The sequence below is a fragment of the Mycobacterium sp. NGS59 genome (genome assembly GCF_059812345.1).
Genome location: NZ_JCALCN010000002.1, coordinates 274,499 through 293,714, shown reverse-complemented (window position 1 = coordinate 293,714; position 19,216 = coordinate 274,499). Strand labels below are relative to the sequence as shown.

The window sequence follows — 19,216 nt, the reverse complement described above, 5'->3', positions numbered from 1 at the left end:
GAATTTTATGTGCTAATATCGCACGCTAATGTGCGTTATTTATAGAGCTTGGCTTTCCTGCGAAGGTCTGTCAAGACCGTGACGGGTTCGCAGACGCTGGCCAGGGGCCTCACCGCGCTGCAGTTGGTCGCGGCGTCGCCGACCGGGCTCACCATGCAGGAGGTCGCCGACCAGGTCGGTGTGCACCGAACCATCGCCTACCGGCTGTTGGCCACGTTGGCGCAGTTCCGGCTGGTGACCAAGGGTGAGGACGGCCGCTATCGGCCCGCGGCGGGTCTGGCCACCCTCGGCGCATCTTTCGACCACAACGTGCGCCAGCTGTGCCTGCCGACGCTGCGCGGGTTGGCCGACGAGCTCGGCACCACCGTGTCGCTGTTGGTGGCCGAGGCCGAGGAGCAGGTCGCGCTGGCGGTGATCGTGCCGACCCAGGTGCCCTATCAGCTGGCGTTCCACGAGGGCAGCCGGTATCCGCTGGACCGCGGCGCGGCGGGGATCGCGCTGCTCGCGAGCATGCCGCCCCGGCCGGGAGAACGGGAGCTGGTGACCGGCGCACGTCAGCGCGGCTGGGTGACCACTCACGGGGAGATCGAACCGAACACCTACGGCCTCGCGGTGGCAGTGCACCGGCCGGCGCCGTCGCCGCCCACCTGCATCAACCTCATCTCGCACCGCGAAGAAGTGGTGATGCGCGGCAAGGACGCGGTGATCCGGGCCGCGCAGAAGTTGTCCACGCTGTTGAGCTGAAGGGACACGTGTTATGCCAGAACACAATTGGGACGACGAGTACGACGTCGTGGTGCTCGGCAGCGGCGCCGCCGGCTTGACGGCCGCGTTGATCGCGGCGGCCACCGGTGCCTCGGTGCAGGTTTTCGAGAAGGCGGCGACCGTCGGCGGCACCACCGCGGTGTCCGGTGGCATCGCGTGGATCCCGGCGCACAACCGTTGTCCCGACCGGGAATTGACGGTTGCGGACGCATTGCAGTACCTGCACGCTCAGTCGTTCGGTTCGATGGACGACGAACTGGTGGAGACGTTCGTGCGGACCGGTCCGTCGATGCTGGACTTCGTCGAGTCGCACAGCGCTCTGCGTTTCGAGGTCGCGGCGGGTTTTCCCGATTACCAGCCCGAGCTGCCCGGCGGCCAGCCCGCCGGCGGCCGTTCGCTGGGTGCGGCGCCCTTCGATCTCAGTCAGCTGGGTGACTGGGCGACCCGGATCACCGCCTTCCCGGCCGACTGGTCGAATGTGGGTTTCGACGCCGAAACCCGGGCGCGTCTGCACGCCGACGTCGACGCGCAGGGCGAGGTCTGTGTGGCCGGGACCGCGCTGATCGCCGGGCTGCTGAAGGGCCTGCTGGAGATGGGGGTCGAACCGTGCACCAGCGCGCGGGCCACCGAACTCATCACCGACGCCGACGGTGTTGTCGGCGTGCGGGTTTCCCGACCGGAACAGACCATGGACGTTCGCGCGCGCCGCGGGATCATCCTGGGCACCGGCGGTTTCGAATGGGATCCGTTGCTGGCGCAGGCTTTTCTGCGTGGGCCGATGCACGGCGCCGTGTCGCCGCCGAACAACACCGGCGACGGGTTGCGGATGGCGATGGCACTGGGGGCGGACCTGGCGAACATGGGTGAGGCGTGGTGGGTGCCGATCGTGCAGATCCCCGACGACACCATCGAGGGCAGGCAACGCAGCCGCAGCGTGCGACTGGAACGGACCCGCCCCCGCAGCATCATCGTCAACCGGACGGGTCGGCGGTTCGTCAACGAGGCCGGTGAGTACAACTCGATGGCCGGCGCGTTCCAGTACCTGCACCCGGGTAAGGGCTATGTCAATGACCGGGCCTGGATGGTCTTCGACTCGATTCACCTGCGCGAGTACGGTTTTCTCGGTGTCGCGCCGGGCGAAGCGGTTCCGGACTGGTTCTGTGAGTCGGCCGATCTCGTCGAACTGAGCGCCAAGACCGGCATCGACGCCGACGGATTGGCGGCCACCGTCGAACAGTGGAACCGCAATGTGACCGCGGGCGCGGACCCCGACTTCGGCCGCGGCTCCAGCGCCTACGACGGCTACTGGGGTGACGAACGCGCCACGACGCTGGCCGGAAAGACGTTGGGACCCATCGACACCGCGCCCTTCTACGCGGTGCCGATCAGTATCGGGTCGATGGGCACCAAGGGCGGCCCACGCACCGACCCCGACGGCCGGGTGCTGCACGTCAACGGTCAACCGATCGCCGGGCTGTTCGCCGCGGGCAACGCCATGGCCGGCGCGACCGGTCGCGCCTACGGCGGCGCGGGCGGAACCATAGGTCCGGCAATGGTTTTCGGCTACCGCGCCGGCTACGCGGCCGCCACGGGCGAATCCGTCAAAGCTTAAAAGCGGCTCAGTCCGGCGGCGGTGCGAGCAGCCGCTCGGCCGCCCGGTAGGGGTCGTCGTGGCCGTCGACGACGGACTCCGCGAGTCGATCCAAGTCGGTGCGTGACCGCAGCCGGGTCTGCGCCAACGACAGGATCTGCGCGCGGGCCCGGGCCAACCGACGGGCACGGTTGTCGGCCCGGTGGTGTGCGTCGATCGCGGTCACCAGGTCGGTGAGACCGTCGCCGCGGGCTGCGACGAGGCTGACGATCGGCGCCTTGGTCTCGGCCCGCAAGTCCCGCACAGTCTGCTCGGCGCCGTCGCGGTCGGCCTTGTTCACCACCACGATGTCGGCGACTTCCAGCAGACCGGCCTTGGCGGCCTGCACCGCGTCACCGGCCCCCGGGTTGAGGATGACGATGGTCGGGTCGGCGGCGGCGGCGATCTCGATCTCGGACTGGCCCACGCCGACGGTCTCCAGCAGCACCACGTCGTAGCCGATGGCGCCCACCAGCCGGATGGCGGCCGGGACCGCCGCGGCCAGGCCGCCGAGATGACCCCGGCTGGCCACCGAGCGAATCAGCACATCGGAATCGTTGATGTGGGCCGTCATTCGGATGCGATCACCCAGCAGTGCGCCGCCGCTGAACGGCGAGGACGGGTCTACGGCCAGCACGGCCACCCGGCTACCGCGCTCGCGGTAGGCGCCGACCAGAGCGCCGATCGTCGTGGACTTCCCTGCGCCCGGCGGGCCGGTGATACCGACAACCCGGACCGGTTGCACCGGGCCGATGCCGGCCAGCACCTCGTCACGCCGCTCACTTTCGACGAGGCTCAGCAGGCGGCCGGCGGCTCGCGGAGAACCGCTGCGCGCCTTGGTGATCAACTCGGTGACGTCCACGGCGGCGCTTACCCGGTAGGCACTTCGAAGATCACGCCTGCAGGCACAACTCTCTCCACTTCGGGTCACACGGCACCGGCACGAGAACCACATTCTCTCAGTCGGAGAGCCGTAGTTGCAAGGCGGCTTTGCGTCCGCTCGCGCAAGAGACAATTGTGGCAGCGTGAAAACGATAGAGGTCCCGGGCGGCCGGGTCTGGTTCAAGCGGGTGGGCAGCGGGACGCGCCAGCCGCTGCTGGTAGTACACGGCGGCCCGGGACTGCCGCATTACTACCTGAGTTCGCTGGAGCGCCTGGCGGACGAGCGTGAAGTCGTCTTCTGGGATCAGCTCGGGTGCGGTAATTCCGAGCACCCGTCTAACCCCGGACTATGGACCATGCAGCGGTCGGTAGCCGAAATGGACTCCGTCATCACAGCTCTGGAACTCGACGGCTTCCATCTCTTCGGGAACTCGTGGGGTGCGATGCTGGCGCAGCAGTACGTGCTGGATGTGCCGTGCACGGCGGTCAGCTTCACCATTTCCAACAGTGCCGCGTCCATACCGGTGTTCGCCGACAACGTGATTCGCCTGAAGGCGGAATTGGATCAGGCCACCCAGGACGCGATCGACCGTCACGAGGCCGCCGGCACCACGGATTCCGCCGAGTACCGTGCCGCGGTGACGACGTGGAACCAGACATACCTGTGCCGCAAGCTGCCGTGGCCGAAGGATCTGTTCGAGGCTTTCCAGAACATGGGAACCGAGATCTTCGAAACGATGTTCGGACCCAGTGACTTTCGCATCGTCGGGACCATCCGGGACTGGGACGTCGTCGACCGGCTCACCGAGATCACGTTGCCGACCCTGCTCCTGTCCGGCAGGTTCGACGAGTGTTCACCGGAGCACATGCGTGAGATGCACCGACTCATTCCAGGATCGCGCTTCGAGTTCTTCGAGCACAGCGCGCACCTGCCCTTCATCGAGGAGCCGGACCGCTTCGATGCGGTGATGCGCGATTTCCTGCGACAGCACGACAGTTGACGGCCGCCCGGCGGTTGAAGTGCTCCGAGGTGCGGGTACAGACCACGCATGATTGGCTGCTTGCCATGAAGCTGCGACGAAATCGGAACAAGGGGGGCGCGTCGATGAAGCGTGACGTAAGGGCGAGTCTGCAAGTCACTGTCACCGACCCCACGGCGTTGGAGTTCCAGGTCGCCGTCGCACGACTGCCGGGCCTTGAGATCCGCGAATCGTTGACCGCGACCCTGGACGGCGACCCGATCTCGTTGCGGGAGATCACCGGCGAGTACGGCACCCGGATTCACTCGGTCGAGGTGGGGACCGGGGATCTTCAGCTCGAGTACGAAGCCACCGTCACCGGGCGGGCAGAGCCGCCGCCGGTCAGGGACATCGAGGTCTCGACCTATCTACGGCCGAGCCGCTACGCCGAGGCCGACAAGTTCTTCGGTTTCGCGGCCACCGAGTTCGGCCAGTACACCAACTCGGCGACGCTGCTGGAGAAGGTGTCCTCCTGGGTCGGGACGAGGCTGAAATACGTTCCGGGATCGAGTGATCCGATCGACGGCGCGACCGACACACTTTTGGCCGGCGCCGGGGTGTGCCGTGACTACGCTCATCTGGTCATCGCGCTGTTGCGTGCGGTCAACGTCCCGGCCCGGCTGGTATCGGTGTATGCGCCGGGCTGCGACCCGATGGACTTCCACGCCGTGGCTGAAGCGTTGATAGACGGACAGTGGCAGGTGGTCGATGCCACGTGCCTCGCGCCGCGCCAGGCGATGCTGCGAATCGCCACCGGCCGCGACGCCGCGGACACCGCCTTCCTGGACAATCACGGCGGTGCGATCGACCTGACCAAAATGGAGGTCACCGCCGTCAGCGACGGTGCGCTGCCCCGGGATTCGGTAGAGGACCTGGTGTCTCTGGGCTGACACCCACGGCGTTCTGGCGTGCTCCACGCCCTCGGTGTTCGGTGTGAAACCTTGGCGTTGATTGTGAAACGAGGGCTTTCGGTGTGAGCCCAGGGTGGGAAAATCGGCGAGATCCCGCCCAGGCTTCACCCGCAAAGCCCACACTTCACGCGCAACGCCCAGGCGTCACCCGCAACGCCCACGCTTCACGCGCAAGCCGCCGCTCAGTTCTTGCCGGCGTTGAGCTTGCTCACGATCGACCGGAAGTCCTCGGTGACGAACGACTGATGCTCGGCCGACAACGCGTAGTCGATGCTGGCCAGCACGGCGCGCTCGAGGTGGATGTTGAGCACCCGCTTGGTACTTTCCACCGCCTGCTGCGGCAGCTCGAGGATCTTCTTCGCGGCGGTGATCGCGTCGGCGACCGGGTCGTCGGAGACATGGTTGGCCAGGCCGAGTTCGACGGCCCGCTCGGCCCGAATCCTGGTGCCGGTCAACGCATATTCCTTGGCCAGTAGCAGGCTGATATGCAGCGGCCAGGTCAGCGGTCCCCCGTCGGCGGCCACCAGGCCGACCTGTACGTGCGGGTCGGCCAGGAACGCGTCCTTGGCGATGTAGACGATGTCGCTCAGTGCCACCAGGCTGCACCCCAACCCGACGGCGGGCCCGTTCACGGCCGCTACCACCGGGATTCGGCAACGCGCCATGCCCAGCACGATCTCGCGTCCGTCCCGGATGGTCTTGGCACGCAGGTCGGCGTCTTCGGCCAACTCGGCGAGATATGCGAAATCGCCGCCGGCCGAGAAGGCCTTACCCGCCCCGGTCAGCACCGCGGCACGGGCGGAGGGGTCGTCGGTCAGGCGCTGCCACAACCGCGCCAGCCCGACGTGCAGATTGTCGTTGACCGCGTTCAGATCGTCCGGCCGGTTCAAGGTGATGATCCGCAGCGGCCCGTCGGCGCGCACGTCGATTTCGCTTGGCATGTCGTACATGTCAGACTCCCAGTCCCAAGATTCTCGAGGCAATGATGTTCTTCTGGATTTGCGAGGTCCCGCCCATCACGCTCTGCGCGCGGCTGTACAGGTACGCGCTGAGCAGGTCCGGGTCCCGGGTGCCGGCGACGGACAACGCCGCATGCCCGACGGACTGTTCCACCCAGGTCATCAGCAGCTTGTCCAGCGACCCTTCGGGACCGTGGGAAACTCCGTCCAGCTGTTCGGAGAGCCGCCTGCGGACATGGTGGGTCAGCATCTGCGCCTGGACGGCCGCCCAGGCCACGTCGTCGTCGACCGGGCCTTCGGTCTGCGCCACCAGTTGCGCGACCAGCTTGTTGTAGCGCGCCGCGTAACCGAGGGTGGACGGTTCACGCTCGTGCCCGACGACGGTCATCGCGACCGCCCAGCCGTCACCCGGTGCGCCGACCATCCGGTCCGCCGGGACGCGGGCGCCGTCGAAGGCGACCTGGCCGAATTCGTTGGTGACGCCATTGATCATCCGCAGCGGACGTTGTTGCACGCCAGGCTGTTTCATCGAGACGATGAACGCCGACAGACCGCGGTGACGTTTGGCGTCGGGGTCGGTGCGGGCCAGCAGCAGACACCAGTCCGCGACGTCGGAGTAGCTGGTCCAGATCTTGTGCCCGTTGATCACGTACTCGTCACCCTCACGGATGGCGGTGGTGGTCAACGACGCCAGATCCGAACCCGCGCCCGGCTCGCTGAAGCCCTGACACCAGCGCTCGGTGCCGTTGATGATGCCGGGCACAAAGCGTTGCCGCAGTTCGTCGCTGCCGTGCCGGCCGATCCCGATCACCAGGTAGCCGACACTGGGTCGGGGCGGGGCGCCGGCGCGCGCCAGTTCTTCGTCGACGATGACGTCGTAGACCGCCGGCAGTTCCCGCCCGCCGTACTCACGCGGCCACGACAGCCCGAAGAACCCTTCTTCGTAGAGTGCGCGGTGCCAGTCCGCCTGGCGAGCCCAGTACTCGTCGCCTGATCCGCCGAACTGTTTGGCGTGCAACGAAAGCCAGGACCGCAGCCGGTCCCGGAACTCGGCTTCCTCCGGTGAGTCACGAAAGTCCACGGCCGACCTCCTTCAGGCTGACCGGCCACAGCTCGGTCGATGTCAGCGCCCGGCGCAGATACACGTGCACCAGGCATTCCCAGGTGTTGCCGATCCCACCGTGCACCTGCACCGCGGTCTCGCAGACCGTCCGGGTGGCGCGGGCGCAGTAGACCTTGGCCACCTGCGCCGCCCGGATCGCTTCGTCGGGTTCGAGTTCGTCGACGGCCCATGCGGCATGGCGCAACACGCTCACCGAGCCTTCGATCAGCGCGAGACTTTCGGCCAGCAGGTGGGCGACGGCTTGGTACGACCCGATCGGTTTGCCGTACTGCTCACGGATTTTCGCGTAGTCGCAGGCGACGGCGTGCGCGCCCCGCGCGTCTCCGACCAGGTCGGCCGCGGTGACCACCAGCGCCAGCGCCCGCCACCGGTCGGCGGCCTCGGCGGGTACTTCGCCCAGCGGCGTCGCCGCTTTCTGCAGGGACGCGTAGGCCCGGGTCAAGTCTGCGCCGTCGTCGCCGCCGCCGACGGGGACCGAGAGAACCATGTTGCCCGACAACAGCAATGCCCGGTCACAACCGCGCGCGTCGATCGCGCGATCGTCGACGGCGACCGTCGTCACCGACGCGTCGACGTCGAGGTGACGCGCCAGGTCGTCGGCCAGCACCGGACCCAGAAAGGGTGCGTCGACCAGTCGCCGTCCGAATTCCTCTGCGACGATGGCCACTTCGACGCCGGATGCCCCGTCCGAGCGCAGCGACCGCCACCCGGTGAGTCCGATCTGCTTGTCCAGCCGGGCAATTCGGCCTTGGTCAGCGAGGTCCTGGACCGCGCCCGGACCGAGGTCGTCGGCCATTTTGGCGGCGGCGTCACGTAATTGCTGCTGTTCAGCCGTCAGACGTACATCCATAGCTCTCCTTGAGCGCTCTGCGTAACACCTTGCCCGAGGGCAGGCGAGGAATGTCGGGGACGAACACCACCCGGCTGAGCCGTTTGTACGACGCGAGTTTCGCGTCCACCCGGGCGGTGAGTTCGGCAGCATCCAGCGGCATATGGGTGGCCACGGCCGCGATCACGGCCTCACCGTTGGCGCCGTCGGGCACCCCGAAGACCGCGCAGTCCCGCACGGCCGGATGCCCGTGCAGCACGGTCTCGATCTCGGCGGGCGCGACCTGGAATCCGCGCACCTTGATCATCTCTTTGAGGCGGTCGGTGATCCGCAACCAACCGTCGTCGTCCACCGAGCCGACATCCCCGGTTCGATACCAACCGTCGTCGAACACCTCTGCGGTCGCCGCGGCGGGCAGATAACCCGCCATGATCGAGTCCGACCGCGCCTGGATCTCCCCTACCTCACCCGGTGCGACCGGCTTTCCCGTCTCCAACGACACCACCCGGATCCGCACGCCGGACACCACGCGTCCGACCGAGTCGAGTCGGGCACCGTCGACGGGATTGCATGCGATGACGGGTAACTCGGTGGTCCCATACGCGGGCACCCAACCCACGCCGGTGCGCCGGGTCACCGTGTCGGCGATGCTGGCGGTGACCGGCGTTGCACCCCACATGATGTAGCGCAACGAAGACAGGTCGTAGGACTCGAGGTCGGGGCGCGAGGCGATGGCCAGCGCGATGGGCGCGACGGCCATTTCGACTGTGATGCGGTCGGTTTCGATGTGCCGCAGCATCTGTTCGACGTCGAACCGGCGGTGCAACCGCAACCAGGCTCCGGTCCGCAGCGCGGTGAGGATGTTCAGCAGGCCCAGGATGTGCGATGGCGGGGTGGCGACCTGGATGCGGTCGCGGTCGGTCAACCCCAGCGCCGCCCGCCAGTGCCGCACGGCGGCGTCCAGCGATGCGTGGGTGTGGCGCACGGCTTTCGGCAGTCCCGTGGTGCCGGAGCTGAACACCAGTACCGCGTCGCCGGCCGGCGCTGCCGGGCTGACGGTGTCGCCGGGACGGAGGGGTTCGTCCAGGTGCAGCATCGGCATCAGGCCGGCCAGCACCGGATGGTCGCCGACGGCGTGGGCCGGCTCGGTCAGGGCGAGGGCATGCTCGACCTCGTCGCGCTTCCAGGCTGGGCTGACCAGTACCGCCGCCGCCCCCAGTCGCCAGATCGCCTGGACGGCGACGACGAACTCGGGTCGGTTGGACGCCATCACCGCCACTCGCCCGCACGCGCGCACACCACGTTTGCGCAGGGCGGCGGCCAGTGCGTCGGTCTGCGCGTCGAGTTCGGGCAGGCTGAGTCGCCGCTCCTCGAACGCGAGCACGGCCGACTCGGTCACTCGTCCTACCTTCTTGAGAAGATCCTATCGTGTAGTGAGAATAGTATTCTCTATAGTGAAGAACGCAAAGTACGGGGAGGTGTGCATGACCGAGGCCGGCATGGTGACGATTCACCTCGAGCGCAAGAAAGCGTCGGTGCCGCTGGTCCCCGGCGAGACGTTGCTGGAAAGCGCGCGCCGGGCCGGTCTGGATCCGCCGTTCAACTGTGAGGCGGGCAACTGCGGGACCTGCATGGCCCGACTCACCGTCGGCACCGCGACCATGCGGGTCAACGACGCCCTCGACGACGACGAGGTCGACGACGGCTACATTCTGACGTGCCAGGCCGTGCCGGACGCGGCACCGATCACCGTGCAATACGAATAGCAACTACGGGGGACGCCCGATGGCAAGAGGGATCATCTACGTCGAGACCTACCCCAGTTCGCCGGATCGCGAGCAGGAGTACAACACCTGGTATGACGAAGTCCACCTGGGCGAACTCGTGGCGCTGCCCGGCATCACCGGAGCGCGCCGGCTGCGGCCGGTCGACGGCAACGGACCTTACGTCGCCCTCTACGAAATCGAGGGAGACGATCTGCAGGCCATCCTCCGAGGCATGAACCGCGCCAAACTGACCATGTCCGGTGCGCTGCAGCTGGATCCGCCGCCGATACCGCGGCTACTCAAGGTGATCACCGACCACCATCCCGAGGGCTGAATCACCGAGTGTGCGTCACTCAGTCAACCGCGGCGCGGGCCGGTACTCGGGCCGGTAGCCCGAAACGTGAATCGGGCTGCCCACCAAGCGCATATCGCCGGCGGAGACGATCACTTCCGGAGTCGCCTCCAACGCCTCGGGCAACGTCCGGACGGCGGCGGCAGGCACTCCGAGCGGACGCAACCGCGCTTCCCAACTGACGGCGGTGTCGGTGGCCAGCATCGCGGTCACAACGGCCAGCACCTCGTCGCGCCGCGACACCCGCTCGGCCATCGTCTCGAAACCCCCGATACCGGCTTCGTTGGCGAACGATTTCCAGAATCCGTCGTGCGTGATGAACAGCGCGAGAAATCCGTCTGCGGTCGGAAAGAGCTGCGCAGGAACGTAATACGAGTGCGCGCCGTACGGACGGCGGCGGGGTTCGGTGCCGTCGTTGAGATAGGCGGCGGCGTGATAGTTCAGCTGAGAGAACATCACGTCGCGCAGCGACACGTCCACCTGCCCGCCGCTGCCGGAGATGATCTTGGCCAGTAACCCGATTGCGGCCGTCATTCCGGTCGAGTTGTCGGCCGAGGAGTAACCGGGCAGCGTCGGCGGGCCTTCGGGGTCACCGGTCAACGCGGCGATGCCGACACCGGCCTGGACGACGTAGTCGAACGCCGGGTCGTCGCCGCCGTTGAGCCCGAAGCCGGTGATCGCGACGCACACGATCTTCTCGTTGTGAGCACGCAGTGCCTCATACGTGAGACCCAGGCGCCGGATCGCCGACGGCTTCAGGTTCACCAACAGCGCATGCGACTGCGCGACGAGCTCACCCAACTGTTGTTGTCCCGCTTCGGAATTCAGGTCCAGACAGATGCTGGACTTGTTGCGGTTCAGGCTGGCGAAGTAACTGTCGCCCACCCCGCGGGAGATCTCGCCGCCGCGCGGCTCGATCTTGGTGACCTCGGCACCCAGGTCGGCCAGCAACATGGTGGCATACGGTCCGGCCAGCATGGTGCCGACCTCGAGGATGCGAATTCCGGCCAGCGGCGCGCCGGCAGTCACCGCAGTTCCTTTGCCAACTCCGCGATCATCTCCCGGGTGCGACGCTTGGAGGCGACGAGTTCGTCGCGGTTGTCCCCGATCGGCAGCAGCCGCACCGACAGGTCCGTCACGCCGGCGTCGGCGAAGCGGCGCATCCGGCCCAGAATCTGTTCCGGGTCGCCCGCGGCGCACAGGTCACCGACATCCCGGGCGTCGCCTCGTTCCAGCAGCCGCTGGTAGTTCGGCGACACCTCGGCCTCACCCAGGATGCGGTTGGCCCGCTCCTTGGCCGCATCGACTTCGCTTGGCGCACAAAGACACACCGGGATACCCGCGATGATCCGCGGTGCCGGGCGCCCGGCATCCGCGGCCGCCTTGGTGATCTTCGGCGCGATGTGGTCACCGATCGCGCGCTCGTCGGCCATCCACAACACGGTGCCGTCGGCGAGTTCACCGGCGATCTGCAGCATCACCGGTCCCAGCGCGGCGACCAGCACCGGCATCGGCGGATCCGCGGCCAGCACCGTCGGATTGTGCACGGTGAACGAATCGTTCTCCACGTCAACGGGTCCCGGCCCCGCGATCGCGGTGTTGAGCACCTGTAGGTAGTCACGGGTGTAGGCGGCCGGCTTCTCGTATGGCAGGCCGAGCATGTCCCGGATGATCCAGTGGTGCGACGGCCCGACGCCCAGCGCCAACCTGCCGCCGGTCACGGCATGAATCGAGAGCGCTTGTCGGGCAAGTGCAATCGGATGCTGCGCCTGCAATGGCACCACGGCGGTACCCAGCTCGATGCGCGAACTGTGCGCAGCCATCAGCGACACCATGGTCAGACAGTCGAAGTCGTCGGGTACCTGCGGCATCCACGCGGTATCCAGGCCCGCGGACTCCGCCCACTCGATGTCGGAGGCCAGCTTTGTCACCTTGCGGGCCATGTCGCCACGCTCGGCGCCGATCATCACTCCGATGCGCACGGTTCCTCCAAAACCGGTTCGGGCGTGCCCGTCAACGCGCGGATGTCACGCACCAGCGTCTCCAGCGACGTCCCGGTGGGGAACACCGCCGCCGCGCCGGCGGACAGCAGCTTGGGCACGTCGGCGTGCGGGATGGTGCCGCCGACTACGACGGCGATGTCGGCTGCGTCGGCGGCGCGCAACGCCTCGATGGTCCGCGCGGTGAGCGTCAGGTGGGCACCGGAGAGGATGCTCAGACCGACGACGGCGACGTCTTCCTGCACCGCGATCGACGCGATGTCTTCGATGCGCTGCCGGATACCGGTGTAGATGACCTCGAAGCCGGCATCCCGCAACGTACGGGCGACGATTTTGGCGCCGCGGTCATGCCCATCCAGGCCCGGCTTGGCGACCAGGATCCGCGCGGCCATCTAGAACACCACCGGCTGCTGGAACTCGCCCCAGACCGCCTTGAGCGTGGTGACCATCTCCCCGACCGTGCAGTAGGCGTTGGCGCAGTCGATCAGCCGGTGCATCAGGTTGTCCGTTCCCTCGGCACCCCGTGCCAAGGCGGCCAGGGTGGATTGCACAGTGGCACTGTCCCTTTCGGCCTTGACCTTGGACAGGCGCTTGAGTTGCAGATCGCGGCCCTCGGCGTCGAGTTCGTAGGTGACGACGTCGGGCTCGGGTTCCTCGGAGACGAAGCGGTTGACCCCGACCACCGGCCGGGTGCCCGCTTCGATGTCCTGGTGGATGCGGTAGGCCTCGTCGGCGATCAGCCCCTGCAGGTAGCCGTCCTCGATCGCGCTGACCATGCCGCCGTGCCGTTCCAGGTCGGCCATGATCTCGATGATGCGTTCTTCGGTCGCATCGGTCAGCGCCTCGACGAAGTACGAGCCGCCCAGCGGGTCGGCGACCTGGGCGACACCGGTCTCGTAGGCGAGGATCTGCTGGGTGCGCAACGCCAGCGTGGTGGAGTCCTCGGAAGGCAACGCGAAAGGCTCGTCCCAGGCCGCGGTGAACATCGACTGGACACCACCGAGAACCGCCGCCATGGCCTCATAAGCCACGCGCACCACGTTGTTCTGTGCCTGCGGGCCGTACAACGACGCCCCACCGCACACACAGCCGAACCGGAACATCGATGCCTTGTCCTTGGTGGACCCGTAGCGTTCCCGGACGATGGTGGCCCAACGACGCCGTCCCGCACGGTATTTCGCGACCTCTTCGAAGAAGTCACCGTGCGTGTAGAAGAAGAACGAGATCTGCGGCGCGAACTCGTCGATGCTCATCCGGCCGCGTTCCACCACCGTGTCGCAGTAGGTGACCCCGTCGGCCAACGTGAACGCCATCTCCTGCACCGCGGTGGCACCCGCGTCGCGGAAGTGCGCGCCGGCCACCGAGATGGCGTTGAACCGCGGCACCTCGGCCGCGCAGAACTCGATGGTGTCGGCGATCAGCCGCAGCGACGGTTCCGGCGGCCAGATCCAGGTGCCGCGCGAAGCGTATTCCTTGAGGATGTCGTTCTGGATGGTGCCAGTCAGCTTGGCGCGCGGAATGCCCTTTTTCTCGGCGGCCGCAACGTAGAACGCCAGCAGGATCGCCGCGGTGCCATTGATCGTCATGCTGGTGCTCAGTTTGTCCAGCGGGATGCCGTCGAACAGGATCTCGAAGTCGGCCAGCGTGTCCACCGCGACGCCGACCCGGCCGACTTCCTCGCCGAAGTCCGGATCGTCGGAGTCATACCCGCACTGGGTCGGCAGGTCGAGCGCGACCGAGAGCCCGGTGCCGCCCTGATCCAGCAGGTAGCGGTAGCGGCGATTGGACTCTTCGGCGGTGCCGAAACCCGAGTACTGGCGGAAAGTCCACAACTTGCCGCGGTATCCGGACGCGAAGTTGCCCCGGGTGAACGGGAACTCCCCCGGCGGCGGAGGTTCGGTGCGTCGGTCCCCCGGGCCATACACCGGCGCGAGCGGTATGCCCGACGGGGTCTGGGCTGCGTTATCCATCGGTGAATAACGTACTTGCAAAAAAAGAGAATGCCAATACCATAGTGCTGACCTGCCCAAACACCGCCTGGCGACAATGCCGTGAGGCACTGTGAACTTCCCTTAGCCCCGTTTGGTTCGCCTCGAATGGACGCTGCGGCGGCCACCCGACGCCGAATCTTGGTCCACAGCGAACACTCGGCGCGACACTGGCTCTCCACCGTTCAAATAGCGAAAACACATGTGAAGCTGGGCACATCGGGCCGAGCCTGAATGCCACCGAACCGGTCGGCCGTGACCCGCAACTACGTGCGCAAACGCGTCGATACTGGCCTTCGAACCTTGCCCGGCTGCGCCGCACGGCGCCGCTGCGCTGATCCAACAGGTGTATAGGCTCAATTCGGCGCCTGGAAAACAAGGGCGCGGAACAACGTGCCCCCGCTATTGGTTCGTCTTCGGCGGAAACCCTTTAGCTCTACGAAAAGAGCCGACCTTGCGCTGCACTTCTGCCCTGTCCTTTCGGCGACTGGCGCCCTGGATGGCCGCCGTCGTCGTGTCCTTCGGCGCCCTGGTCGCGTCACCGGGAGGTCCGGCGCGAGCGCTCGCCGATCCGGAATGCCCGGACGTCGACGTCGTATTCGCCCGCGGAACCTTCGAGGCGCCCGGTGTCGGCGCAACCGGGCAAGCCTTTGTCGATGCCCTCAACGCTCGACTCGAGGGTAAGAACGTGGCCGTCGACCCGGTCGATTATCCCGCGTCGCTGGACTTCGCCCGGGCCGTCGACGGCGTAGCGGATGCCAGCACCAAGGTGGAGGCCACCGCGACGAACTGCCCCAACACCAAGATCGTGCTGGGTGGTTACTCGCAGGGCGCGGCGGTCGCCGCGTACACCACCTCCGACTCCGTTCCCGACGGCGTGACCCTCCCGGACGGCTTGTCCGGCCCGATGCCGCCCGCGGTGGCCGCCAAGGTCGCGGCGGTGGTGCTTTTCGCACCGCCGTCGGAGGGGTTCTTGCGTGTGGTCGACCGCAGCGCGCCGCCTATCAACATCGGTCCGCTCTATGCCGCCAAAACCATCAGACTGTGCGCTGAGGGCGATCCGGTGTGCTTTCCGGGCGGACGTAACCGCGCCGCGCACAGCACCTACCGGGACAACGGGATGGCCAACGAGGCCGCCGACTACGCCCGTAACGCCATCGCTTCCCGCTGAGACGTCATGCGCGGCAAAGGATTTCGCCGTTAGGGATCGCGAACCACCCGTCCGGTGACGCCGCCCAGGCCCGCCAGGCAGCCGCGATCTCTTCCAGTTCGGCCGTGCTGGCCGTCGCCGAGTCCACCAGCTGACGCGTCAGGTCCGATTGCAAGATGCGGTCGGCCCACATGCCGCCCCACCACTGGCGGGACTCGTCAGTTGCGTAGCACCACAGGCTGCCGGTCGGGGTGACGTCGGTGAAGCCGGCCCGCAGCGCCCAGGACAGCAGGTAGCGTCCCGCGTCGGGTTCACCGCCGTTGGCGCGTGCCGCGCCGCGGTAGAGCTCCCGCCACCGCTCGAGTTCCGGGATGAGCGGGTACCAGATGAACCCGGCGTAGTCGGCATCCCGGGCCGCGACGACGCCGCCGGGCGCGCAGACGCGCTTCATCTCCCGCAATGCCTGCACCGGGTCGGCGACGTGTTGCAGCACCTGGTGGGCGTGGACGACGTCGAACGTGTCGTCGGGCAGGTCGAGCGCATGCACATCGGAGGCGACGAAAGCCACGTTGTGCAGTCCGCGCGATTCCACCTCGGCACGTGCCAGGCTCAACGCTGCTTCGGTCTGCTCGACCGCCGTCACCAGCCCCGGCGCGACCCGTACGGCGAAGTCGGCGGTGATAGTGCCGGGGCCGCAACCGATGTCGAGCACCGAACGCCCCGCCCCCAGGTGTGGCAGCAGATAACCCGCCGAGTCCGCCGCGGTGCGCCGACGGTGACCGCGCAGCACCGATTCGTGGTGGCCGTGGGTGTAGGTGGCGTGACGCTCGTCCATGGTTGTGGAACCTAATGCCAGACGATGCCGGCAACCAGACCCGCGTGCGGTCACGGCGGTTCGGCGATGGTGCTTGCGGCGACTCAGTTGACCGGAACGTCGAGGATCGGCCGCTGCACGCCTGCGCCGGGGCCGTCGAAGTGCCACCACTCGCCGGAATAGACCTCGAGTCCGCCGTACTTCATCGCGTCCCGCAGCCGGACCCGGTTGGCGTAGGCGGCTGCGTTTACATCCTGCGTCGCGAATGCCGTTGCGCGCGGGGTGAAGTCGTCGAAATCGGTACCCATGTCGGCCACGCAGGCATTCCGTGCCCGCCGCGGGGTCGGGCAGGGTTGCTGCGTGCTGGTGAAGGTCACGTCGACCGAGCGTGCGGCCACGTGGCTGGTTGCATACGGTCCGGGGCGGGCCACCCAGGCCGGGTTGGGCACCACCTGATAGAGCTTCGCCTGCACGTCGTGCGGTCGGTAACAGTCCCAGAAGACCAGCAGTTGTCCCGCCGGGCGCAACGCGGTGGCGGCCGCCGCCAAGCCACGCGCCATGGACTGGTGGACCAGGCAGCGGGCGTCGGACGGATAGAGCTGGGTATGCGTGAAATTGTCTGTGGTGGCATAGCGCAGGTCGACGATGGCGTCGTAGACGACACTGCGTACATCGACAAGCCCGGCGGCCGCGGCCTGCGGGCTCACCGGGGGCACTTCAGGTCCGACGGGAGCCGTCGTGCCGGCCGGCCGCACCGCCAAAGTGGTGTCCGGGCGAGCGTGATGCGATGGCGCACCACACCCCGCGACCAGGCACATGAGTGCCAAAAACAGCTGGACTCTCCGGATACGACCCATGGTCTTATTGTCTCGTCGCCGGTGCCCGGATTGGTCAACCGACGCGATCGGTAGCTATCTGCAGGATGGCCCGGGCGATCTGTTCGGCGGGCTCGAGCCCCAGCACGCCGACGGACATCAGCACTGAGGACTTTTCGCGATAAACGTGGCTCCACGCGTTGGCGTTGATCCGCACGGTGGCGGAATCCGGGTGGTCGAGAGTGAACTGGTAGTGCGGATCGTGTAAATCCGCACAGGCCTGCAGCGACATCTCCAGCTGGTGCAGAACCCCACGCGCCATGCCGGGGTCCGGATAGATCGCGACGGCCTGGCTGACCGTTTGGATCATGGCGGGACCGCCGGGCTTGAGGTCGTCGGTGATCCCGTGGTAGCCGGCGCTTCGGAACTCCGACCAGCCGCTGCCGAATGTGACGTCACTGATCCCCGCGGCCCGGCAGGGTCCCGGAGCGCTGAGGTCGCTGGGTGGCGGTTGGCGCAAGTCCGCATGCGAATGCGCGGTGAGTTCTTCGTAGTTGGCGATGCGGCGGACGTCTTCGATGCTGACGATCAGCGAGTCGGCACGCGATACCGCGACCGTCGGCTGGGCGGAAGGGTTCTGCTGCGAGCATGCCGTGACCGCAGCAACCAGGCAGCCGACAAACAGCGACAAACCGCCGCGGGCAGCTGGTGTCCTGGGCAAATCAACCCTTCGCGTCGAGGCTCCGGCCCACATCCTACGGGCGCGTCCGGCCGGTGTCGGCCAGCGCGGCGCGCGCCGGAGTTAGAGTCGCATGTGCCCAAGATCAGCGCCTCGTCGGTGGAGGAGCACCGCGAACAGGTCCAACGACGAGTCTTCGAGGCGTTCGCCACCCTGATGGCCGAACAGAGCTTCGACGCGATCACGATGGCCAAGCTCGCCGCCGCCGCCGACATCGGCCGTACGGCGATCTATCACCACTTCGCCGACAAGGAAGCGGTGGTCGTCGCTTTCGCCTCGCACGAGACGAGTCGCTACATCGACGGGCTGCGCGGAGAGTTGGCCGACCTCGATGACCCGGTCGAGCGGCTGAGGATCTACATCCGCCATCAGTTGGGCGCCGGCGAGCAATTCCACATGGGTCTCGGCTCGCAGCTCTACGGTGCGCTGTCGCACGACACCATGCGCGCCATCCGCGACCATGTGGTGGCGATCGAGGATGTGTTGCGCGAGATCCTGACCGACGGGGTAGCCACCGGCCAATTCGTGATCGAAGACGAGGCCGCCACGATGTCGTTGCTGCACGCCTGCCTGGCCCCCCGTGAGTTGCCGACGGCCGCGATCGAGCGCTTCGTCCTGCGGGCGCTGGGTGCCAACCCCTGACGCAGGACATCGGATCGGCCCTGTGCTATGTTTCCTGACAGATTGTCAGGATCGTTTTGACATTTTGTCAGACGCTTTGAGCAGTAGCAGATCATCGGGAGCCGAACAGTGACAGTGAGCACCGCCGAGGCCGTCCGCCCCTTTTCCGTGGCGATGAAGGAAGGGTCGATAGCCGAGCACGAAGCCGCGGAACATTCGCCGTACGTCTCCGAACTGCTCTCCGGCCGCGTCAATCGGCAGGGCTACGCCGACTACCTGCTGCGGTTGCGCATGATCTACGAAGCGTTGGAAGAAGCCGTCCGGTCCCGCCGCGACGACCCGCTGGTTGCCGCCGTCTATGACCCGGCGCTCGAGCGCCTCGCCGCGATCGACGCCGACTTGGAGTACTGGTCACCGGGCGCCGTCCCCGCCGTCGACTCGCCCGCCGCCCGCGCCTACCGCGACCGGCTGGCGAACGCCTCCTGGGGCGGTGCGCTGGTGGCCCATCACTACACCCGCTACCTCGGCGACCTGTCCGGGGGGCAGGCGATCGGCAAGATCCTGGACCGGACCTTCGGTTTGGACGGCGCCGGATTGTCGTTCTACGAGTTCCCGGTGCGGGCCAAGCCGTACAAGGACGCCTATCGCGCCCGCCTGGACGGACTCGGCCTCGACGCCGGGCAGATCTGTCGCGCGGTAGACGAGGTGAAGGTCGCCTTCAATCTCAACCAGTCCCTGTTCAACGAATTGGCGACCAATCTGCCGGCCTATCGGCGCTGAAAAGGATGCGAGCGTAACGCTGCGGCGAAACTTACCCCTCAACTTTTCGCCGCAGCGTTACGCTCGTTATCCG

21 protein-coding genes are annotated in these 19,216 nt (G+C 67.2%); 9 read left to right on the top strand and 12 right to left on the bottom strand.

Annotated elements, in window-relative coordinates; translation table 11 throughout:
- Nucleotides 1-78: 78 nt before the first annotated feature.
- Together AC5Y46_RS03940 and AC5Y46_RS03935 are read left to right on the top strand one after the other, a co-directional pair.
- Nucleotides 79-744 (top strand): IclR family transcriptional regulator, encoded by a 666-nt coding sequence (locus AC5Y46_RS03940; RefSeq protein ID WP_499943472.1) that lies wholly within the window; start codon nt 79-81, stop codon nt 742-744.
- A 13-nt stretch (nt 745-757) separates the two neighbouring features.
- On the top strand, nt 758-2,377 hold the full coding sequence (locus AC5Y46_RS03935; protein WP_499943473.1) for an FAD-dependent oxidoreductase: 1,620 nt from the start codon (nt 758-760) through the stop codon (nt 2,375-2,377).
- 7 nt (nt 2,378-2,384) lie between these two features.
- On the opposite strand, the gene meaB is transcribed toward AC5Y46_RS03935, so the two are convergent.
- On the bottom strand, nt 2,385-3,257 hold the full coding sequence (gene meaB / locus AC5Y46_RS03930) for a methylmalonyl Co-A mutase-associated GTPase MeaB (RefSeq protein ID WP_499990161.1): 873 nt from the start codon (nt 3,255-3,257) through the stop codon (nt 2,385-2,387).
- 163 nt (nt 3,258-3,420) lie between these two features.
- Between meaB and AC5Y46_RS03925 the strand changes: the two genes are divergently transcribed.
- Nucleotides 3,421-4,278, top strand: a complete 858-nt coding sequence (locus AC5Y46_RS03925; RefSeq protein WP_499943475.1) for a proline iminopeptidase-family hydrolase — start codon at nt 3,421-3,423, stop codon at nt 4,276-4,278.
- Between the two features lie 104 nt (nt 4,279-4,382).
- Nucleotides 4,383-5,186, top strand: a complete 804-nt coding sequence (locus AC5Y46_RS03920) for a transglutaminase-like domain-containing protein (protein ID WP_499943476.1) — start codon at nt 4,383-4,385, stop codon at nt 5,184-5,186.
- Nucleotides 5,187-5,389: 203 nt separating this feature from the next.
- On the opposite strand, the gene AC5Y46_RS03915 is transcribed toward AC5Y46_RS03920, so the two are convergent.
- Genes AC5Y46_RS03915 through AC5Y46_RS03900 form a run of 4 tightly spaced genes read right to left on the bottom strand, consistent with a single transcriptional unit; the run spans nt 5,390 to nt 9,517 of the window.
- On the bottom strand, nt 5,390-6,157 hold the full coding sequence (locus tag AC5Y46_RS03915) for an enoyl-CoA hydratase/isomerase family protein (RefSeq protein WP_499943477.1): 768 nt from the start codon (nt 6,155-6,157) through the stop codon (nt 5,390-5,392).
- A 1-nt stretch (nt 6,158) separates the two neighbouring features.
- Entirely contained in the window at nt 6,159-7,247 is a 1,089-nt protein-coding gene (locus AC5Y46_RS03910) for an acyl-CoA dehydrogenase family protein (RefSeq protein ID WP_499943478.1), read from the bottom strand.
- Entirely contained in the window at nt 7,234-8,139 is a 906-nt protein-coding gene (locus AC5Y46_RS03905) for an acyl-CoA dehydrogenase family protein (protein ID WP_499943479.1), read from the bottom strand. The genes AC5Y46_RS03910 and AC5Y46_RS03905 overlap by 14 nt, the downstream gene beginning before the upstream one ends.
- Nucleotides 8,117-9,517: a class I adenylate-forming enzyme family protein gene (locus tag AC5Y46_RS03900; protein WP_499943480.1), complete on the bottom strand. Its 1,401-nt coding sequence runs from the start codon at nt 9,515-9,517 to the stop codon at nt 8,117-8,119. Before AC5Y46_RS03900 ends, AC5Y46_RS03905 begins: the two co-directional genes overlap by 23 nt.
- Nucleotides 9,518-9,602: 85 nt before the next feature.
- Between AC5Y46_RS03900 and AC5Y46_RS03895 the strand changes: the two genes are divergently transcribed.
- Both AC5Y46_RS03895 and AC5Y46_RS03890 read left to right on the top strand, forming a co-directional pair.
- Nucleotides 9,603-9,884, top strand: a complete 282-nt coding sequence (locus tag AC5Y46_RS03895; RefSeq protein WP_499943673.1) for a 2Fe-2S iron-sulfur cluster-binding protein — start codon at nt 9,603-9,605, stop codon at nt 9,882-9,884.
- 19 nt (nt 9,885-9,903) lie between these two features.
- Nucleotides 9,904-10,218, top strand: a complete 315-nt coding sequence (locus AC5Y46_RS03890) for a hypothetical protein (protein WP_499943481.1) — start codon at nt 9,904-9,906, stop codon at nt 10,216-10,218.
- A gap of 15 nt (nt 10,219-10,233) precedes the next feature.
- Here AC5Y46_RS03890 and AC5Y46_RS03885 read toward each other — a convergent pair whose 3' ends face one another.
- Genes AC5Y46_RS03885 through AC5Y46_RS03870 form a run of 4 tightly spaced genes read right to left on the bottom strand, consistent with a single transcriptional unit; the run spans nt 10,234 to nt 14,206 of the window.
- A complete protein-coding gene (locus tag AC5Y46_RS03885) occupies nt 10,234-11,214 on the bottom strand; it encodes a CaiB/BaiF CoA transferase family protein (RefSeq protein WP_499943674.1) in 981 nt (326 codons plus the stop codon).
- A gap of 47 nt (nt 11,215-11,261) precedes the next feature.
- On the bottom strand, nt 11,262-12,218 hold the full coding sequence (locus AC5Y46_RS03880; protein WP_499943482.1) for an LLM class F420-dependent oxidoreductase: 957 nt from the start codon (nt 12,216-12,218) through the stop codon (nt 11,262-11,264).
- Nucleotides 12,203-12,628 (bottom strand): cobalamin-dependent protein, encoded by a 426-nt coding sequence (locus AC5Y46_RS03875; RefSeq protein ID WP_499943483.1) that lies wholly within the window; start codon nt 12,626-12,628, stop codon nt 12,203-12,205. The genes AC5Y46_RS03880 and AC5Y46_RS03875 overlap by 16 nt, the downstream gene beginning before the upstream one ends.
- The gene (locus tag AC5Y46_RS03870; RefSeq protein WP_499990156.1) at nt 12,629-14,206 is read right to left on the bottom strand and encodes a methylmalonyl-CoA mutase family protein; all 1,578 of its coding nucleotides are present in this window, start codon (nt 14,204-14,206) and stop codon (nt 12,629-12,631) included.
- 517 nt (nt 14,207-14,723) lie between these two features.
- On the opposite strand from AC5Y46_RS03870, the gene AC5Y46_RS03865 reads away from it, so the two are divergent.
- A complete protein-coding gene (locus AC5Y46_RS03865; protein ID WP_499990268.1) occupies nt 14,724-15,395 on the top strand; it encodes a cutinase family protein in 672 nt (223 codons plus the stop codon).
- 4 nt (nt 15,396-15,399) lie between these two features.
- Here the strand turns inward: AC5Y46_RS03865 and AC5Y46_RS03860 are convergent, their stop codons facing one another.
- The 3 genes from AC5Y46_RS03860 to AC5Y46_RS03850 all read right to left on the bottom strand — a co-directional run bounded on the left by AC5Y46_RS03860 (nt 15,400) and on the right by AC5Y46_RS03850 (nt 17,724).
- Nucleotides 15,400-16,209, bottom strand: a complete 810-nt coding sequence (locus AC5Y46_RS03860; RefSeq protein WP_499990154.1) for a class I SAM-dependent methyltransferase — start codon at nt 16,207-16,209, stop codon at nt 15,400-15,402.
- A gap of 83 nt (nt 16,210-16,292) precedes the next feature.
- Nucleotides 16,293-17,006, bottom strand: a complete 714-nt coding sequence (locus tag AC5Y46_RS03855) for a M15 family metallopeptidase (RefSeq protein WP_499990266.1) — start codon at nt 17,004-17,006, stop codon at nt 16,293-16,295.
- A 73-nt stretch (nt 17,007-17,079) separates the two neighbouring features.
- Nucleotides 17,080-17,724, bottom strand: coding sequence for a sensor domain-containing protein (locus tag AC5Y46_RS03850; protein WP_499990152.1), 645 nt, complete (start codon nt 17,722-17,724; stop codon nt 17,080-17,082).
- Nucleotides 17,725-17,817: 93 nt separating this feature from the next.
- Here AC5Y46_RS03850 and AC5Y46_RS03845 point away from each other — a divergent pair, with 93 nt between their 5' ends.
- Entirely contained in the window at nt 17,818-18,384 is a 567-nt protein-coding gene (locus AC5Y46_RS03845; protein WP_499943490.1) for a TetR/AcrR family transcriptional regulator, read from the top strand.
- Nucleotides 18,385-18,492: 108 nt separating this feature from the next.
- Nucleotides 18,493-19,143: a biliverdin-producing heme oxygenase gene (locus AC5Y46_RS03840; RefSeq protein WP_499990148.1), complete on the top strand. Its 651-nt coding sequence runs from the start codon at nt 18,493-18,495 to the stop codon at nt 19,141-19,143.
- The last annotated feature ends 73 nt before the right edge of the window (nt 19,144-19,216 follow it).

Bases quoted from the DNA above. Each gene is read 5' to 3' on its own strand.
- AC5Y46_RS03935 (WP_499943473.1), top strand. From the start codon at position 758: ATGCCAGAACACAATTGGGACGACGAGTACGACGTCGTGGTGCTCGGC.
- AC5Y46_RS03920 (WP_499943476.1), top strand. From the start codon at position 4,383: ATGAAGCGTGACGTAAGGGCGAGTCTGCAAGTCACTGTCACCGACCCC.
- AC5Y46_RS03915 (WP_499943477.1), bottom strand. From the start codon at position 6,157: ATGTACGACATGCCAAGCGAAATCGACGTGCGCGCCGACGGGCCGCTG.
- AC5Y46_RS03905 (WP_499943479.1), bottom strand. From the start codon at position 8,139: ATGGATGTACGTCTGACGGCTGAACAGCAGCAATTACGTGACGCCGCC.
- AC5Y46_RS03895 (WP_499943673.1), top strand. From the start codon at position 9,603: ATGACCGAGGCCGGCATGGTGACGATTCACCTCGAGCGCAAGAAAGCG.
- AC5Y46_RS03890 (WP_499943481.1), top strand. From the start codon at position 9,904: ATGGCAAGAGGGATCATCTACGTCGAGACCTACCCCAGTTCGCCGGAT.
- AC5Y46_RS03885 (WP_499943674.1), bottom strand. From the start codon at position 11,214: ATGCTGGCCGGACCGTATGCCACCATGTTGCTGGCCGACCTGGGTGCC.
- AC5Y46_RS03875 (WP_499943483.1), bottom strand. From the start codon at position 12,628: ATGGCCGCGCGGATCCTGGTCGCCAAGCCGGGCCTGGATGGGCATGAC.
- AC5Y46_RS03870 (WP_499990156.1), bottom strand. From the start codon at position 14,206: ATGGATAACGCAGCCCAGACCCCGTCGGGCATACCGCTCGCGCCGGTG.
- AC5Y46_RS03865 (WP_499990268.1), top strand. From the start codon at position 14,724: ATGGCCGCCGTCGTCGTGTCCTTCGGCGCCCTGGTCGCGTCACCGGGA.
- AC5Y46_RS03860 (WP_499990154.1), bottom strand. From the start codon at position 16,209: ATGGACGAGCGTCACGCCACCTACACCCACGGCCACCACGAATCGGTG.
- AC5Y46_RS03855 (WP_499990266.1), bottom strand. From the start codon at position 17,006: ATGTGCCTGGTCGCGGGGTGTGGTGCGCCATCGCATCACGCTCGCCCG.